Raw genomic sequence first — 16,400 nt, forward strand, 5'->3', positions numbered from 1 at the left:
CAGTTTCGGATAAAAACCGTTAATATATGCCGAATTAACTGTCTGTAGCCGTTATCCCTATTCTGGAGAGTTTCCTTTGATCAACGTCCTTCTTGTTGATGACCACGAACTGGTGCGCGCAGGGATACGACGCATTCTTGAAGATATAAAAGGTATTAAAGTCGCTGGTGAGGCCTGCTGCGGTGAAGATGCCGTAAAATGGTGCCGGTCGAATAGCGCTGACGTTGTCCTGATGGACATGAACATGCCCGGCATCGGCGGCCTGGAAGCGACGCGCAAAATCGCGCGATCCTTTGTTGATACCAAAGTGATCATGCTGACGGTTCATACTGAAAATCCCCTTCCTGCAAAAGTAATGCAGGCCGGCGCTGCTGGCTATTTAAGCAAAGGCGCAGCTCCCCAGGAGATGGTCAATGCGATCCGCTCCGTATTTTCCGGGCAGCGCTATATCGCTTCTGATATCGCACAGCAGATGGCACTCAGCCAGATTGAGCCAGAAAAGACCGAATCACCCTTTGCCAGTTTGTCTGAGCGCGAATTGCAGATTATGCTGATGATTACCAAAGGCCAAAAGGTGAATGAGATCTCCGAGCAGCTTAATCTCAGCCCGAAAACGGTGAACAGCTACCGCTACCGTATGTTCAGTAAACTGAACATACATGGCGACGTTGAACTCACTCACCTGGCCATCCGTCATGGTCTGTGCAATGCCGAGACCCTAATTAGTCAGTGAGTGATGTGTTTGAATCCAGTGCTTTCCTGAAAACTGTTACCAGCCAGCCAGGCGTCTACCGGATGTATGACGCCGGCGGGACGGTTATCTACGTCGGAAAAGCGAAAGATCTCAAAAAGCGACTTTCCAGCTATTTCCGCAGCAATCTTGCCTCCCGCAAAACAGAAGCGCTGGTCGCCCAGATCCAGCAGATCGATGTCACTGTGACCCACACGGAGACCGAAGCGCTGTTGCTGGAGCATAACTACATCAAGCTCTATCAGCCGCGTTACAACGTGCTGCTGCGCGATGACAAATCCTATCCGTTTATCTTTCTCAGCAGCGATACCCATCCGCGTCTGGCGACCCATCGCGGCGCTAAACATGCGAAAGGCGAGTACTTCGGCCCGTTCCCTAACGGTTATGCCGTGCGGGAAACGCTGGCGCTGCTGCAAAAGATCTTCCCGATTCGCCAGTGCGAAAACAGCGTCTACCGCAACCGCTCCCGCCCTTGTCTGCAGTATCAGATTGGTCGTTGCCTCGGGCCCTGTGTGGAAGGGCTGGTCAGCGAAGAGGAGTATGCGCAGCAGGTAGAATATGTGCGCCTGTTCCTCGCCGGTAAAGACGATCAGGTCCTGACCCAGCTGATTGCCCGCATGGAGAAGGCCAGCCAGGCGCTGAACTTTGAAGAGGCGGCGCGGATCCGCGATCAGATCCAGGCCGTACGTCGGGTCACGGAAAAACAGTTTGTCTCCAATACCGGCGATGACCTGGACGTGATTGGCGTCTCCTTTGATGCAGGCATGGCCTGTGTGCATGTGCTGTTTATCCGTCAGGGCAAGGTGCTGGGCAGCCGCAGCTACTTCCCGAAAGTGCCGGGCGGCACCGAGCTGGGCGAAGTGGTGGAGACCTTTGTCGGCCAGTTCTATTTGCAGGGCAGCCAGATGCGAACCCTGCCGTCGGAAATTTTGCTCGATTTTAATTTGAGCGATAAGACGCTGCTGTCCGATTCCCTGTCGGAGCTGGCAGGTCGTCGGGTGAACGTTCAGACCAAACCGCGTGGCGATCGGGCTCGTTACCTTAAGCTGGCGCGCACGAACGCGGCGACGGCACTGAGCACCAAACTGTCTCAGCAGTCCACCGTTCATCAGCGTCTTGCCGCGCTGGCGACGACGCTGCAGCTGCCAGAAGTGAAACGGATGGAGTGTTTCGACATCAGCCACACGATGGGTGAGCAGACCGTTGCCTCCTGCGTGGTGTTCGATGCCAACGGGCCGCTGCGCGCGGAGTACCGTCGCTACAACATTACCGGCATCACCCCCGGGGATGACTACGCCGCAATGAATCAGGTGTTACGCCGCCGCTACGGCAAAGCCATTGAAGAGAGTAAGATCCCGGACGTTATCGTCATTGACGGTGGTAAAGGGCAGCTCGGCCAGGCAAAATCGGTATTTGCCGAGCTGGATGTCCCCTGGGATAAGCATCATCCGCTATTGCTGGGCGTGGCCAAAGGCACCGACCGTAAAGCCGGGCTGGAAACACTGTTCCTGGAACCGGAAGGGGAGGGCTTTAGCCTGCCGCCGGATTCACCCGCGCTGCATGTGATCCAGCATATTCGCGACGAGTCGCACGATCATGCGATCGGCGGCCATCGTAAGAAACGGGCAAAGGTCAAAAACACCAGTACGCTGGAAACGATCGAAGGGGTCGGGCCAAAGCGTCGCCAGATGCTGCTGAAATACATGGGCGGTTTGCAAGGATTACTCAACGCCAGCGTGGAGGAAATTGCAAAAGTGCCGGGTATTTCGCAGGGGCTGGCAGAAAAGATCTACTACTCGTTGAAACATTGAGGGCTCTGTAGCAACATAGGGCTAATAATTACTGACAACAAACAGTTACCGTCACTATGCGATTAAACATCCCTACGTTGTTAACGCTTTTCCGCGTCGTCCTTATCCCTTTCTTTGTGCTGGCGTTTTACCTGCCTTTCGTCTGGGCGCCTTTTGCCTGTGCTCTGATCTTTTTTGTCGCGGCCGTGACCGACTGGTTTGACGGCTATCTGGCGCGTCGCTGGAACCAAAGCACCCGTTTCGGTGCCTTCCTCGACCCGGTAGCCGATAAGGTGATGGTCGCCATCGCCATGGTGCTGGTGGTGGAGCATTATCACAGCTGGTGGGTGACACTGCCTGCCGCCACTATGATTGCCCGTGAAATTATCATCTCGGCCCTGCGCGAGTGGATGGCCGAGCTGGGTAAACGCAGCAGCGTGGCGGTCTCCTGGATCGGCAAGGTGAAAACCACCGCGCAGATGGCGGCGCTGGTGTGGATGCTGTGGCGTCCGAACGAGTGGGTGGAGTGGGCTGGTATCGGCTTGTTTATGGTCGCCGCAGTGCTGACGCTCTGGTCAATGTTGCAATATTTGAACGCTGCGCGCAGCGATTTGCTTGATCAGTGATCGTTTCGCCGTAATTTTCAGCAAACGATCTTGAGTTAAGAAAAATAACGTTGACTCAAAGCGTCAGGTAAGTAGAATGCAACGCATCGAACGACGGCACGGTTCGTTAGTCGATAACAAAATCAAGTGATTAGCACAATGACTTGATGATTGCGGGAATAGCTCAGTTGGTAGAGCACGACCTTGCCAAGGTCGGGGTCGCGAGTTCGAGTCTCGTTTCCCGCTCCAAATTTAAGACAGTCGCAATAGCGGGTGTCAGTCGCAAGACAAAAGATTTAAGGCGCGTTAGCAAAGCGGTTATGTAGCGGATTGCAAATCCGTCTAGTCCGGTTCGACTCCGGAACGCGCCTCCAATTTCTTCCCGAGGCCGGATGGTGGAATCGGTAGACACAAGGGATTTAAAATCCCTCGGCGTTCGCGCTGTGTGGGTTCAAGTCCCACTCCGGCTACCATGGGAAAAAGTAGAATAATCAAAGCAATAAGCAGTGTCGTGAAACCACCTTCGGGTGGTTTTTTTGTGCATGCAATTCACGCCCTGTGCATATCCTGTGCTCACGGGGTGCAATGAGCTGCAATCTACAGCCTGGCAATGCCGAATTGAACGTGTCGCCTCCAGCATAGAGAACCAGGCCGCTTTGCCTGTTTTCCGGTACACTTCCGGGAAGGGGGGCCTGCTGAGAAAACTGTAATGTTCTAGCCACCCTGAGTACAAAGTTGCTTAATTCGTGCAATCACCTCTTCCTGTACTTCTGGTGTCCGCGCATAGCCCTTGGATGGGCAATTCTGAAACAGATTGTATTATCTGTTTTGAACTCCCATAGCTTCCCCAAAATGACTGAAGAAGTCTCATAGCCGCCCAGTTCAGTAAGCACCTGTTTTATGATGTAGTCTGTTCTCCGTGCTCCGGATGCAAAGATGATGAAATCAGGCTCAAGGTGTTTAATTTGTACCGCCAGAAGTTTCAGCGAGGCTAATATGACTTCCTGCACTTCATTTTGAGGGCGATTGAGAGGGGTCAGTCCGTCGTAATCCCACGCCAGTAGATTGGCATACACGATAGCCTGAGGAGGAAAATTAAGCTCCCGGGCCAGTCGGAAATGATATTGCGTGAAGTGGCTACGTGATTTGAGGTTGGTGGTGCCTTCATTTTGTACCGGAAGATGATTCCTGTAACGAGCTACAGCCTCTTCAACCACTTGCCCGATGGTGACGTCAGGTATAAGTCCCAGCACCCGTGACATCGTATTCTTACCATTCAGCGTATTCCAGCCAGCGGTTTCACGTCCAACCAGCATGATTTTTACCGGTGAATGCAAGTATTCTTCAAAGGGTACAGGTAAAAAGACGCCTGAGTATTTATCCTCACTCAGGTTAAATTACCGGGCGTCAACCTCCTGTAATATCCGTTTGTACGCGTCTAATAGCTTTTCCATTCTCCAATCACGCCCCGTAATAAATACACCTTCAGATATATATTATTTTCATGATATCAGTAAGATACATGAGGATAATCATGCAGAAATCCTTCCGATTCACCAATTCATCCATCAAAGCCCTTCCGGCAAACACAGATACCCGATCTACAGAGCTTGAGGTATCTGATACCGAAGTCATCGGCCTTAAGTGTCTCTCAGGCCGAACAGGTAACAAACGTTTCCTCCTGCGCTACACATTCCACGGTACCAAAAAAAGTATCAGTATTGGCAGATTCCCTGAAATTGATGTGGGGACAGCTCGCCAGATAGCTCGCCGTCATAAGGAGGCGATTGCACTGGGAAATGACCCCAAGGCAGAGCGCGATAATTATCGTGCGATGCCAACGCTTAGTGAGTTTTTTCACCAGACCTATGTTCCGTTCATCAAGCGCCATAAAAAGTCCTGGCATAAGGATGTTCAGCGTTTCACGCAATACATTGAACCTCGTCTGGGGAAGATTCGTTACTGTGACCTTCGGGCCCGGGAAATCCAGCAGGTGCTTTTCGACATGCTTGAAGGTCGTATTCACGGCCAGCAGTATGCACCGTCTACCTGTAACAGGGCACTGGCTATTCTGAAAACTATGGGGCGTTATGCGCTACGACAGGATGTCCTGGAGAAGAATGAAGCCGATAAGATCCCTTTGCTGAAGGAGAATAATCAGCGGACGCGCTTTTTTGACGCCGATGAGATCAGAAGGATCCTCGACGCTGCGGTACGATACCCCAATAAGGCAGCCGGGGGACTGATAGCCATGCTGCTGTTAACCGGTACACGCAAATCAGAAATGCTGAACGTCATGCACAAACATATTGATCGGGATAACAGGTCGTTATTCATTCCTTATACTAAGAATGGTCGCAGCAGAACTGTGTATCTCAGTGATATTGCATTATCCATTATTGATTCGATCCCACGGGCTGGCAGCAACCCCTATCTGTTTGCCGTAAAAGATAATGGAAAACCGATATCAGAACCCCGGTGGGCCTATGAAAAAATACTGACAGAGTGCGGGATAGATAAAAGTGAAGTCTGTTTCCACACTACGCGCCATTCCGTCGCATCATTACTTGTCTCCAGTGGTCAGTACAGTTTGTATGACGTTAAAGCCCAACTGGCCCATGCCAGCATTCAGAGTACTGAACGCTACGCAAAATTGACACCAGAGCGTATGCGTCAGACCGGGCAGGGCGTAACCGATCTTCTATTGAACACCGTTACAACCGGTAAAGAACATTGATTTTAGCATCCCTAAAACGTGGAGAATGATTATGTCGTTAAAATGTCCTAAGTGCGGTGGCCGAAACACAGTGACAGAAACAGCCGGAAAGATAGCTGAGTTGACTCGCGATGATCGGTTCCTGACAACGTCTGCTGGTTATATTAGCCCGGAGCAATTATCTGAATTGCTCAAAAACATCATCACGGCAATAAAACGTTTCTTTGGATTTCTGAAGCAACGAGAAAGAAATAATGCACCAGTGCTGATCTGTAAATCGTGTGGATATTATGAGAGAATATAGATGACCACGGAAGGAAATTTCAGATTATTAACCCTGTCTATGTAACCCCGATACTTAAAACGTATCGGGGTTTGTGTTTATGAGGATTATTCAATGAAATTTGTCTCGAGCTGGAAAGACCTGCCATCGCTCCTTCTTCCCGATTCAGTTATGACTGTCCTGAGAAAAGAACTGATACTTCCATTTGATGATGAATTCTCCGCAAGAAATTTCTGGTGTGAGGTTGGCGTAACATTAATGTACATTGAACCTGATGATGTTCCCGAAGATTTTAAACGGCACCTGTTAGATGTAATTCATCATTTAATTGCAAACCCTGAGTTCGTGGTCCGTCTGACAGATGAATATTACTTGATGCTAACCATTACAGAGGATAACGGGAATGGTATTTATTTGTTATTTCACCCCAATTGTTCTCTTGGTGGGATTGATACATTAATGTCTATGGCGGAATTGCGTCTGTAAATCGGATTAAAATCAGGAGAAGAAAATGAGAAAATCAAAGGCAGGGAAAAACAATAATGAACACGATGAGCTGGAGTTAAATAATGATTTAAGTGATGTTGAAAAAGGTATCACTGAAGATGAGCGAATATTACCTGAAGAGAGTTATAAGCTGCTCATTGAATCAGGACAGGCGGAAAAAATCAGTCCTAAAGCCAGTGGTATGCTGACATGGCAACTGGCAATGTCTGAAACGGATAATGAACTTTACCTGCGTCTCATGGCAAATGGTAGCGGAGGATTGTTCTCTAAAGACTGGATCGCACTTTCTAAGATTGAAAGTGTACTCGAAGTTCAACCGACAACGGGCTTCACATCTGGCGTATTCAGACCATTATTTAAAGGGGCTAGTGCCAATAATGCTGGTTTTCTGGCTGCTGTTTTACGCTCCCCGGATATATGTCTGCTTGAGGCGCACCCTGAGAAGTTGTTTACGCATGTTTTATATGCTGACTGGCGGGCGCGTCTTAAAACACTCGGTAAGGTTGGCGATTAAGAAAGGATTGCGAAGAATTAATTCTTTACCAGAACTGTTATACAACCAGAAACTACTACACACCTCTACTCACCTTTTACAGGAAAATCTATTATGCAAACCCAGTATGTCTTAAAACAGGCAGGATTAACGCTGCCTGTCACTAAATTATTTCAGCAGCACATCGTTACGCTTCTGGCAGAACAATCTCAGCAAACATCGGTCAGGGCAGTAGTCATTAATTTTCGTGACCCGGACTACAGTGCAGAATCCGGCGGATTTCATCCGGTTGAAATGCGGTTCATCCGACAGGATAACGAATGGTATTTCGATTATGTCACAGACTTTAGTTACATGGGGCGAGTTTACCCGGAGCTGGAAAAGGAAATGGACTTTTGCTGGTCGGGTCATTACGTCTCCCATTATCTGATTGGAGATATTTCATTGGCATCTGAGAAGAATGAACTCTGGTCCCTGTGGGAGAGTAATTTTATGGAATATCTCTCTATGGGGATTTACCGGGTAACGGTAACTGTGGAAAGTTGTTGACCCGTTATGAACAGGAAGAAAGCGGGCGGCTTTGTAATCTTCTGCATGTGGCGTGCATCACAGCATGGGGATGATGTTTATTTTACCAGGCTGTTCGCAAAAACATGTGCAGACACGGGGGATCTCAGATCCCTCGTGGTTCAGGCCCAAATGGCGCATTCCTCAGTGACAGGGTGATAACGAAGAGTTCATTACCCCAACGGCTGTTTTACACCGCATAAATAACATCGATATTACAGTGTGTTAGAGCCAATTTTGGCCGATGGACTGTTAAAACAAAACTAGACAGGTACCCATGATGCGTCAGTCACGAGGCGAGAAGATCGCTGAAAGACTGGGGTGGATATTGCTCCAGCTCTATACTGGCAATTCTCTGTCGGTTAATGATATTTGCCAGCAGTTTTCTGTTTCCCGTCGGACAGGACGACGGGACTTATTGAGGGTGGAAACAGTAACGGAGGTTATTTCTCCCGGGAAAGTGCGGTTGGCTCCTCTGATAAGAGAGCGAGTCAGGCAAGGAATATTCAAATAATTTTCTCTACATGGACATAACCTGTCCTCGCATTGCATTAGGCTCTGCAATGAACCAAAAAAATCACCTTAATGAAGGATGTAAGATGAAAAGAATGATAATAGCAGCTCTGTTATTCACGGGTTTTTTGTCACAGGCGCATGCCGGGCTTGTTCAGGTAAATAACCGTGTAGCCTGTTACCTTGCGATGGACAGTATAAACAGGCAACTCATGGAGACAGATAAAAAGGTCACTGCTGAAATTTACAAATATCTGGAGGGAGAACTACAACGTTATGGCGTTGACGAAGAATCGATTAATGAAAACACCACCGCCCTGGATAATGAACTTCCTCGGGCATACCAGCAGGCAGCATTTGCAGATAAGTGTGTGACATTTTACCGCAAATCATCGAACAGACAGTAGTAAGAACAGATAATCTTTCTCACCCAATTGGATAATAATGATATGAAAAAGATAATTACTGCATGTATCGTGGCCATCGTGCCTGTCACCTCAATAGCCGCTTCTGTTTCGCTTGATACAGCAGGACGATGTTATGAAGCAACTCGTCAGTCGACTCAAATGGCGATGTTACTGGATCCAAACGCAGCAGAATACAAAAATCTTAACAGTAATGCCAAAGAACTATTTGGCACACTCTCCGGTGGCGTCGGCGAAAAGGACTCAAAGAAAATTCGGGATGCCTGGAAGGCCATTCTGGATAATGCCGGAATGGAAGGCCGCATGGCTAAATCTGATGGTTATCGGGAAATGAACAGATATCCCCAGGACGTCATTATGCAGGAGGCCAATAAATGTGTCCGTCTGGCAATTAAATCAGGGCTGGTGAAATTATAATGATTAATGGGATATGAATATTACGGGAGCAGTTGCTCCCGTTATTTTTTTATCCAAAGATCCAGTTCCAGGCTTTTTTCAGCCCATTGACTACAGCTTTTTTGGCAGCTTTCACCACCACGCGCAAAGGTGCTGGCAGGGTATTATCAATAATATCATCAAGAACGCGATCAACGGTATCACCAAATCCTTCCGTTGCCTCTTCTGTAACTGTACGGGTTTTGTGCTCGTCTCTCACCTGAGAAGCAACGCCGCTTTGAGCGTGCTTTGGGAGCGCACGAACCATTGCCTCCACCAAATGGGTCACATTGTATCCCTCACTGGCGGCGACAGCGATCACCGGATGGTCAGTAAACCCAAATCGCTGTGTGATATATGCTTCTTTATCGAGGATATTTTGCATCTGGGATGGAGAAGGCCGGGCGTTGACAACATCCCATTCACGGAATGGCTCAATTTTGTCGACCTGATTAAGCACAAACAGTGTTTTAGCCTCACCGCCAGCAGGGGCCAGCACATTTTTGTAGAAATGTTCATCCGCAGAAAAGGCGCGGTCATCGCCTTTAATCACCCAGAGAACCAGATCCAGTTGTGGTAACAGGTCACGATAAAGTTGTTCATATTCAGCGTCACGCTCAGCATTTTCTCCCACACCCGGAATATCAATCAACCGCACTGAGCGTTTGCCAAACTGGATGCGCATTTCCTGCGTTTCACGGGTACAGGCGGCGACATCGCTGACTGCACAAATATCACCCTTAAAAATCGCATTACATAAGCTGGACTTCCCGGCTCCGGTCTTTCCCATAATGCCAATGACCGGCTCATAACTGATAACGTCATTGATGCGTCGGGCAATACTTTCCCTGATATTTTCAGGTAATATTTCAAGAGCATCCTTCACAGGATTTCGATTTTTAGTTTCTGTATTATTCATCATGAGCACCATTCTCCATTTTCGCTTTAATTAACGCACACTCGTAATAAGAAATAATTACTTTTAGCAAGGCATTCACTTTTTCCAGATCACGGGGTGCCGCGTAACCGACGATCCCTTTTTTCATAGGGCTGAAGCGCTCCTTGCGGGAAAGGTTCATTGCGGCCAGTTGATCATCAATACCGTGCATTAACAAATGACCGTTTTCACCGGCACTGAAGTGATTGCAAATCATCTCGGCATGCTGGAGAAGGCGTTCGGGAACCACATTGAATGGCGCGTCAAGCCAGGCTTTGAGATGCGCATTCTCTTCATTATCATTGGCGTCAAGAAGGCCGCTGAGTAAATCCGTTGCTATGGTTTCGAAAAAATTCTCGAGCGCTTTTTCATCTTTATTCATTAGAGGTATCTCCGGTTGATTCCGTACTTTCATTCTGCTCGTATAGTTCCAGAGCAAGGCGTATGTCTTGCGTAACCTGATTACGAATCGATGCTGGTTTTAGAACTTCAACCTCGGGCATCCAGTATTTGATGAGTGGGATAATTTGGCCGAAGTGAGCCACCCGTGAAATTACGAGCAAATCACCGCTTGCGGAAGTGTGAATAATTTCCTGACCGGGCAACAGAGCGCGGCGCAAGAACCACGGGGCTACACGTGCAGAAACTGACATCAGTACTTCAGTAAGCTCTGCGCCATACCAGATACTTTCCGCATTCTCGATTTGCAGATGAATCTCCGTCGACATGGTAAACGACACGTTACTGGGGAGAACCTTTTTCATCTCTGAAATGACGAAACTCTTCAGCACTCCTCCCTCAATCGCAGCGAGATACCAGATCCCTCTGTCACTGACGAGACGGTAGGGCTCAATGGCGCCGTAGCTTTTCGCTTTATATATGAAGCTTATTTTTTTACTGCCGCGAATTGCATCTGACAATGTATTCAACGTAGACATAAAAATCCCACAATCTTCGTAGGGACGTTGTTTGATCAGAAACGGATTATTTTCGGCATTGCCCAGCAATATGCCTAACAGACGGTCATCCCAGCGTGGAAATAACCCCTCAATACCCAGAATACGCGTAAAGCGGCGCAAGTCCGTATTGCTGCGCTGTCCCAGAACGCCAACGGGAAGGTGATATTTCTTACCACTGCGAAGAAGGTTGAGATAAGCCAACCGCTGCGTGAGGTCACGCCGGATGGTTTTATCACAGACATTAAATTCTTCAGCGAGCCCACTCACCGTGACCGATTCACCGTTGTTAAGGCGAGTCAGTATCAATCCAAGGCGATACCCAAGTTTGTCATGCTTATCCATTCAGGCATCCAATCAATTGAAGCTGGAAGGATATTTTCAGTAGGGTGCTGGACAAGATGAGTCCAGGTTGAAAGGGAATTTCTAAAAAATAAAATCCTTAAAATACAGTGGTATATTTTCAATGCAGTCTTTGTGGACTCAACCTGTCCTGAATGTGGGGGGAAGCGGCTTTATTACAGGAGTTTCATTATCTACCAGGCAGTAAAGCCCACGACAGGGAGCGTGGGCTCAGCAAACAGATATTCAGCGTGAAGGATTTACAACACTGCCGAGGGCAATACGAAGCCAGGATATTTCAGCTTTATATGGTCCATCAGGCGAGTCATTCGGGGAGTCACAGGATCAAAGATAATGGGTGGGAGCTTAGCCCGACCTGCATTTTTTACATCGCTGGGTGTCACAGAGTAGCCTGCCTCGACCAGCCATGCAGCTATCTCCACACTGGTTTGTCGCTTTCTGTCGTCCGGCGTGAGCCCCCATTGATGTTGAGCCAGGGCCCGCAGGAAAAGGCGAACAAGGACATCATCGCTTCGATTTTGTCCTACTTTTAGTTTCAGTGGGGTAAAAACGTTTCTGCAATAGAGGAAATCACACCAGTCTTCCCAGTCGGCTTCATCTTTCAAAGCATGTGTCTGCCGCCAGTCATCGAATAGCTGGCGTTGCTTAAGTGCCTGTGACATATCATCCCACGGACGGGAATGCATTAACAAATGCCCTTCATTCATAGTGGGTGTTATCAATTGGCGTTTGAAGTCGAATTCCAGGTTTAACCTGATCTCGGACTCAACAGCGACCAGATCGCTTTCATTCAACCACATATCACGGGTTGAAATGAGAGACCCTCTGCGTAGTTTCTGACCCGGAGCCCTGTTTATATAGAGGTCTACCATATAGCGGTTATAATCGTCGCGTGGAATATCGGCAGGGGGTTTAACGCCTGCACGTGCGTGGACGATTGGGAAGCCTTCTGATTCCTTATAGGTCAACTGCCCCCGGGTTTTCATGGCAACAAGTTGTCGGACCTGATGTTTACAGGTCAGCATGGACGAGCCCGGATCAGCAATGTCACATAACGCCTGAAAACGTGACGATAACGGCCCAGACATATCGATATCCTCGATAGAAGCATCCGTCAGAAAACCATCTGTAGTCACACTGACCACGATTGCATTCGGCGGAAGTGCATTCATCAACTCGCCCACCACCGCGCGGACAAATCCCGTGACATGTGCAGCAAAAAATGGCTGGGTGACTGACGAAGGCGGCAGAGGGCTGTTCAGCCCACGGGCGGTATCAAATGCAGTCTTTGCGTGAAGACCCTGAGCGAGTTTTCCGTATAGTGAATTTCCGATCTCTTTCCAGAATTTCTCCTCCAGAGATCCTTTATCATGGCGATTACGATTTTCGCGTACCTGTTGCACAAAGGGTAAAAACACGGAGCATGCTGGTTCTGTCGGGGACGAGGCATTATCAGATTTATACTGACGCCATGGGATGATAATACCGTGCTGAATAGTTATTTCCGCACCCAAAGACAGAGCGAGGGCTATTTCCGGGGCGGTCGCCCATGACTCACCTGTCAAAGGGAAAAACAATCCGTACTGGTCGGTTCTGACGGGCAGGCAGGGGTAGCGTACCGTGTCGGGAAACCGAAAACTGACCAGCGCAAATCCCATGGTATGTCCGCAAAATTCCTCAGGATTTTGGCTCGTATAAAGATTGTCATAATCGGGTTGCAAAACATCTAACAGGCCTGTGGTGTATGCGCCTGCCAAATCGTAGTCATACCATTGGCTTTCAGGGGTGATACCCATCATAAAGCACTCATTTCGACCGCCGTGATAGCAGTTTATGGCGAACGTCTCATAGAGTTCCCTTGAGGGTATACTCTGCGTCGATTTTAACGTTCTGAATCCATGAGTATCCGGGTTCCAGCACTGTCGCGATATTGTCCTGGTACCCATACAGACTTCAGGAGACTGGCCGCTTTCCTTAATGGTCTTAAGAAACCGGGAAACAGCCATAGCACCAATCGTAGTGGGGACGCGCTCAATCATCAGACTTTCAGTGCAGAACGATTTCACCTGTAAGGCATAGCGCACGGCAATTTCGGCATCACGAACTGCATAAGCTTCGAAACCGCGTCGATCGCCTTTTAAATACTGGCGCATATCGTTGATTGAATAAGGGGCTGGAACGGTTAGTTTCGGCAGACCAAGTAATTGGCCACATTCCGCCAGCCCCATCCCACCCGGAGTGATCAACAACGTATCGGTGAACGTCACATTGCTACAACGGGGCGGGCTGGTCCGTTTATCAAACGTGATGAGGCTATTTTTTTCACGACGATTTTCGACTTCATCAAAATCAATACCGTAGCGGTTTTTAAAACTGCTAACTGTACTGCGAATTCCTTTCAGCAATATTTTGTGATCGCTCCAGAAATCGGAAAACGAGGCAACATCAGCCCGCAGGAAATGAGCATACAGCGTCATCGAACCCGGCCATTCGGTAATCTGCTCATTCTTCAATAGCGGCGTCAGGGTTTTCGCGAGAAAGTTTTTCAGCGACAGGCGATCTTTTTTGTGGGCGCTGGCGGGGTACAGGATTCCGGGAACACCCGTTCCATCAGGCAGCACGACATAGCTCTGATAAGACAGAATGTCGTTTTGCTTTGTATGTGGGTTATAGACATATTCAGTATCAAAGCCGATATCAAGATGTAGCTCGCTGCTGACGTCCAGTCGTTTTTTGGATTTTTGCGGTATTAACGGAAAGTTATCAAGCGTTCTAGCAGAGCGGGCGTCAGGTTGCGTCACACCCGCCGCATTCGCGAGCAGTGCATTCATGTCAATCATTGGGGGTTCTCTTATTCAGGTGAACGGTGCCATTACTGGCACCGAGAAGAAAGGGGGAAATCAGACGAGGGCTGTACGAATTTCAGTAAACAATTGTTCTTTTTGTTCTTCGTCCTTCGTTGCCAGGAAAGATACGAACTTATCGTTTACTTTGATGACGACGCCGTTGGGGGTTTTTTCAACCATTGGGAGGAGTCGCGATGAAAGCAGGCAATTAGCATGTAACCAACGGAAGCGCATCGCTTCATATGCGCGACCATCAAGAGCGGTAGCCAGCTCCTGAAATGCTTCATCAAGAGTGTCAGGTTTCGCTGATTCATTGACGAGTGTTCCACCATAACGGTTAATGAGCATCAGGATAGCCTGCTCATCGTTCTGGAACAGGCTGATGCCGTGGACGTACTTCAGTCTGGCAATGCAGTTATTACCCCTGTAGACAACCTCTTCAGGTAGGTTACTTTCGAAGATGCGGGCATAGGTGTTAAACGTAGTTTTCGCAGCGTCATTCGTATCAAAAGACTCGGTGTGCAGCAGGCGGCACGCCGGACTAATAAAGTTCAGACGGTTTTCAATGAGACTGAAGCCACTGACATCAGAGACAGGGATGATCTTATCGCTTGAGTTCACCAGGTAATCAGAGCTGAGTGTTGTTGCGGTTGTCATGATTTCTTCGCCTTATCAGAAATTAATGTGATTAACGTGGAATTTGGATGTTCGTGAGTTGCTGCTTTTCCCAGGCTTCCACCTCAGCCACTGGAAAACGGATCGCACGTCCCAGCCGGATGAACGGAGGGAGCTTGGCCGGGTTACGGGTGATATCGCTGGCAATGGTGCTGGGTGAAACGCCCCAGCGGAGAGCAAGCTGTTTGCTATTTATGTACATATCAGGGCTCCTCTGAGCTAAAAGTCGTTAGGGTTTTATCAGTCACTGCCGGGCCCTGCAGTGGTGTGCTCTAACCATACGAGCCGCGCAGTTTGATGACACGCCAAAAAACTCACAGCTCATTCCGTCAGATTTTTTATTTATATGCATCAACAACTTGTGATACGACCGCCTGAGAGTCCGCTGCATTATGAAATGCATAGCGGCGGGTCGCAGTGAGTGAATGGTGATTCAGTAAACGGGAAGCCATGGCGATATCGCTGGTTGCCTGTAGCACACGGGTGGCAAACGTCCGGCGAAGGTCATGCATGCGCAGGTTTTCTATATGGGCGTCCCGACAGATACGGGCAAAGGTTTCACGCGGATAGCTCAACTGACGAGTGGTGTCGGTCAGGCGAGGAAAAATCCAGGTCGTGCTGAGTGCCAGTTGTGCCTGTCGCTGAATAATGGTCACTGCGGGATTTGCAAGCGGACAGGTGAATGGGTGCCCTGATTTCGTATCCGGGAGAAGTAACTGCTGTACATCGGGATGCCAGTAATCCCATTTCAGCGTACAAACTTCACCAATACGCATACCGGTATAGAGTGCGAGCAATATGGCATCAGCAGCGGGCGTATTCAGGGCTTCAGCGGCAGCAATAAATAATGGAATTTCAGTGGCAGAAAGTGTGCGATACCGGACGTTACTCTCTTTCAGATAACGAACGTGGGTCATCGGAGAATGATTTATCCATTCAGCACGTACAGCCAGAGAGCATATCTTTGAGAGCAGTGCCAGAAGGCGGTTTATGGTTGCCGGGCGTAATGTTGAACGCAGGTCAGCCGCGAATTTTTCGATTTCACCGGCAGTAATATCGCGCAGGTGACGCTGTCCCCAGAAGGGGCGGATATAGCGATTGAGTTTTGAGAGCTCAGACTGTGGGCTTTTTTTATATAACCGCATGTCAGGTAGCCACAAGTCGTTGATAGCCTGTTCGACGGTATATCGGCGGGATTGTATGGCAAGGCGTTTTTTATTGCCAAGAAGAATCATGGTGTGCAGGCGGGCATCTTCCACACCGAGAAGTGGAAAAGAGCCCAGTGTTTCATAAATGCGCTGATTGTTGATGGTCGCCCGAAACGCCAGCGTGATTTGATTGGGATAGACCAGCGCCCTCAGATGGGGGCAGTGAATATCACGGTATTCCTGACAACCAGTCGTCGGATGCGGCAGTTGCTGAAGTGATTTAGTGCTGAAACGCAGATCAATAATGGACATCGTAGTTCTCCTGTGAATGTTTGCCAGGAAAAAATACGATGTCAGGTGAGCTAATTACGAGTTGACGTTTTCACAGTT

General features: G+C 48.7%; 17 protein-coding genes, 3 tRNA genes and 1 pseudogene. 13 read left to right on the top strand and 8 right to left on the bottom strand.

Going from position 1 to position 16,400, the window contains the following annotated elements; all coding sequences use genetic code 11:
• The first annotated feature begins 76 nt into the window (after positions 1 to 76).
• The 6 genes from uvrY (at position 77) to LRS40_RS15460 (ending at position 3,619) form a co-directional block, all read left to right on the top strand.
• Positions 77 to 733 (top strand): UvrY/SirA/GacA family response regulator transcription factor, encoded by a 657-nt coding sequence (uvrY, locus tag LRS40_RS15435; protein WP_142486287.1) that lies wholly within the window; start codon positions 77 to 79, stop codon positions 731 to 733.
• Positions 730 to 2,562, top strand: coding sequence for an excinuclease ABC subunit UvrC (uvrC, locus tag LRS40_RS15440; protein WP_142486286.1), 1,833 nt, complete (start codon positions 730 to 732; stop codon positions 2,560 to 2,562). The genes uvrY and uvrC overlap by 4 nt, the downstream gene beginning before the upstream one ends.
• A gap of 56 nt (positions 2,563 to 2,618) precedes the next feature.
• Positions 2,619 to 3,167 carry a CDP-diacylglycerol--glycerol-3-phosphate 3-phosphatidyltransferase gene (pgsA, locus tag LRS40_RS15445; RefSeq protein ID WP_130588596.1) on the top strand — a complete coding sequence of 183 codons (549 nt, stop codon included), beginning with the start codon at positions 2,619 to 2,621 and terminating at the stop codon, positions 3,165 to 3,167.
• A 152-nt stretch (positions 3,168 to 3,319) separates the two neighbouring features.
• Positions 3,320 to 3,395: transfer RNA gene (locus LRS40_RS15450), tRNA-Gly, on the top strand.
• A 51-nt stretch (positions 3,396 to 3,446) separates the two neighbouring features.
• A tRNA-Cys gene (locus LRS40_RS15455) sits at positions 3,447 to 3,520 on the top strand.
• A gap of 12 nt (positions 3,521 to 3,532) precedes the next feature.
• Positions 3,533 to 3,619: transfer RNA gene (locus LRS40_RS15460), tRNA-Leu, on the top strand.
• Positions 3,620 to 3,860: 241 nt separating this feature from the next.
• On the opposite strand, the pseudogene LRS40_RS15465 reads toward LRS40_RS15460, so the two are convergent.
• A pseudogene (locus tag LRS40_RS15465) lies at positions 3,861 to 4,600 on the bottom strand (hypothetical protein).
• Positions 4,601 to 4,680: 80 nt separating this feature from the next.
• On the opposite strand from LRS40_RS15465, the gene LRS40_RS15470 reads away from it, so the two are divergent.
• The 7 genes from LRS40_RS15470 (at position 4,681) to LRS40_RS15495 (ending at position 9,067) form a co-directional block, all read left to right on the top strand.
• Entirely contained in the window at positions 4,681 to 5,883 is a 1,203-nt protein-coding gene (locus tag LRS40_RS15470) for a site-specific integrase (protein ID WP_231311976.1), read from the top strand.
• Positions 5,884 to 6,259: 376 nt separating this feature from the next.
• On the top strand, positions 6,260 to 6,631 hold the full coding sequence (locus tag LRS40_RS15475; protein WP_231311977.1) for a hypothetical protein: 372 nt from the start codon (positions 6,260 to 6,262) through the stop codon (positions 6,629 to 6,631).
• Between the two features lie 25 nt (positions 6,632 to 6,656).
• Positions 6,657 to 7,166 carry a hypothetical protein gene (locus tag LRS40_RS15480; RefSeq protein ID WP_047741666.1) on the top strand — a complete coding sequence of 170 codons (510 nt, stop codon included), beginning with the start codon at positions 6,657 to 6,659 and terminating at the stop codon, positions 7,164 to 7,166.
• 93 nt (positions 7,167 to 7,259) lie between these two features.
• Entirely contained in the window at positions 7,260 to 7,694 is a 435-nt protein-coding gene (locus tag LRS40_RS15485; protein ID WP_231311978.1) for a DUF2787 family protein, read from the top strand.
• 298 nt (positions 7,695 to 7,992) lie between these two features.
• Positions 7,993 to 8,226, top strand: coding sequence for a DeoR family transcriptional regulator (locus LRS40_RS24785; protein WP_167350270.1), 234 nt, complete (start codon positions 7,993 to 7,995; stop codon positions 8,224 to 8,226).
• 85 nt (positions 8,227 to 8,311) lie between these two features.
• Entirely contained in the window at positions 8,312 to 8,632 is a 321-nt protein-coding gene (locus LRS40_RS15490; protein ID WP_047741669.1) for a hypothetical protein, read from the top strand.
• Positions 8,633 to 8,674: 42 nt separating this feature from the next.
• Positions 8,675 to 9,067 (top strand): hypothetical protein, encoded by a 393-nt coding sequence (locus LRS40_RS15495; RefSeq protein ID WP_139157090.1) that lies wholly within the window; start codon positions 8,675 to 8,677, stop codon positions 9,065 to 9,067.
• 49 nt (positions 9,068 to 9,116) lie between these two features.
• Here LRS40_RS15495 and LRS40_RS15500 read toward each other — a convergent pair whose 3' ends face one another.
• The 7 genes from LRS40_RS15500 to LRS40_RS15530 form a co-directional block, all read right to left on the bottom strand.
• Positions 9,117 to 10,007 (bottom strand): GTPase family protein, encoded by an 891-nt coding sequence (locus LRS40_RS15500; RefSeq protein ID WP_231311979.1) that lies wholly within the window; start codon positions 10,005 to 10,007, stop codon positions 9,117 to 9,119.
• Positions 9,997 to 10,404: a hypothetical protein gene (locus LRS40_RS15505; RefSeq protein ID WP_114386324.1), complete on the bottom strand. Its 408-nt coding sequence runs from the start codon at positions 10,402 to 10,404 to the stop codon at positions 9,997 to 9,999. Before LRS40_RS15505 ends, LRS40_RS15500 begins: the two co-directional genes overlap by 11 nt.
• Positions 10,397 to 11,323 (bottom strand): YafY family protein, encoded by a 927-nt coding sequence (locus tag LRS40_RS15510; RefSeq protein WP_231311980.1) that lies wholly within the window; start codon positions 11,321 to 11,323, stop codon positions 10,397 to 10,399. Before LRS40_RS15510 ends, LRS40_RS15505 begins: the two co-directional genes overlap by 8 nt.
• A gap of 257 nt (positions 11,324 to 11,580) precedes the next feature.
• Entirely contained in the window at positions 11,581 to 14,181 is a 2,601-nt protein-coding gene (locus LRS40_RS15515; protein ID WP_370649912.1) for a hypothetical protein, read from the bottom strand.
• 60 nt (positions 14,182 to 14,241) lie between these two features.
• Positions 14,242 to 14,844 carry a hypothetical protein gene (locus LRS40_RS15520; RefSeq protein WP_231311981.1) on the bottom strand — a complete coding sequence of 201 codons (603 nt, stop codon included), beginning with the start codon at positions 14,842 to 14,844 and terminating at the stop codon, positions 14,242 to 14,244.
• A 31-nt stretch (positions 14,845 to 14,875) separates the two neighbouring features.
• Positions 14,876 to 15,064, bottom strand: coding sequence for an AlpA family transcriptional regulator (locus LRS40_RS15525; RefSeq protein ID WP_164530105.1), 189 nt, complete (start codon positions 15,062 to 15,064; stop codon positions 14,876 to 14,878).
• 136 nt (positions 15,065 to 15,200) lie between these two features.
• Positions 15,201 to 16,322, bottom strand: coding sequence for a site-specific integrase (locus tag LRS40_RS15530; protein WP_231311982.1), 1,122 nt, complete (start codon positions 16,320 to 16,322; stop codon positions 15,201 to 15,203).
• Positions 16,323 to 16,400: the final 78 nt, after the last annotated feature.

The organism is Leclercia sp. G3L (genome assembly GCF_021117075.1).
In the GTDB taxonomy this organism is placed as follows: domain Bacteria; phylum Pseudomonadota; class Gammaproteobacteria; order Enterobacterales; family Enterobacteriaceae; genus Enterobacter; species Enterobacter adecarboxylatus_C.

Bases quoted from the DNA above. Each gene is read 5' to 3' on its own strand.
- pgsA (WP_130588596.1), top strand. From the start codon at position 2,619: ATGCGATTAAACATCCCTACGTTGTTAACGCTTTTCCGCGTCGTCCTT.
- LRS40_RS15470 (WP_231311976.1), top strand. From the start codon at position 4,681: ATGCAGAAATCCTTCCGATTCACCAATTCATCCATCAAAGCCCTTCCG.
- LRS40_RS15475 (WP_231311977.1), top strand. From the start codon at position 6,260: ATGAAATTTGTCTCGAGCTGGAAAGACCTGCCATCGCTCCTTCTTCCC.
- LRS40_RS15480 (WP_047741666.1), top strand. From the start codon at position 6,657: ATGAGAAAATCAAAGGCAGGGAAAAACAATAATGAACACGATGAGCTG.
- LRS40_RS15485 (WP_231311978.1), top strand. From the start codon at position 7,260: ATGCAAACCCAGTATGTCTTAAAACAGGCAGGATTAACGCTGCCTGTC.
- LRS40_RS24785 (WP_167350270.1), top strand. From the start codon at position 7,993: ATGCGTCAGTCACGAGGCGAGAAGATCGCTGAAAGACTGGGGTGGATA.
- LRS40_RS15490 (WP_047741669.1), top strand. From the start codon at position 8,312: ATGAAAAGAATGATAATAGCAGCTCTGTTATTCACGGGTTTTTTGTCA.
- LRS40_RS15495 (WP_139157090.1), top strand. From the start codon at position 8,675: ATGAAAAAGATAATTACTGCATGTATCGTGGCCATCGTGCCTGTCACC.
- LRS40_RS15500 (WP_231311979.1), bottom strand. From the start codon at position 10,007: ATGATGAATAATACAGAAACTAAAAATCGAAATCCTGTGAAGGATGCT.
- LRS40_RS15505 (WP_114386324.1), bottom strand. From the start codon at position 10,404: ATGAATAAAGATGAAAAAGCGCTCGAGAATTTTTTCGAAACCATAGCA.
- LRS40_RS15510 (WP_231311980.1), bottom strand. From the start codon at position 11,323: ATGGATAAGCATGACAAACTTGGGTATCGCCTTGGATTGATACTGACT.
- LRS40_RS15515 (WP_370649912.1), bottom strand. From the start codon at position 14,181: ATGATTGACATGAATGCACTGCTCGCGAATGCGGCGGGTGTGACGCAA.
- LRS40_RS15520 (WP_231311981.1), bottom strand. From the start codon at position 14,844: ATGACAACCGCAACAACACTCAGCTCTGATTACCTGGTGAACTCAAGC.
- LRS40_RS15525 (WP_164530105.1), bottom strand. From the start codon at position 15,064: ATGTACATAAATAGCAAACAGCTTGCTCTCCGCTGGGGCGTTTCACCC.
- LRS40_RS15530 (WP_231311982.1), bottom strand. From the start codon at position 16,322: ATGTCCATTATTGATCTGCGTTTCAGCACTAAATCACTTCAGCAACTG.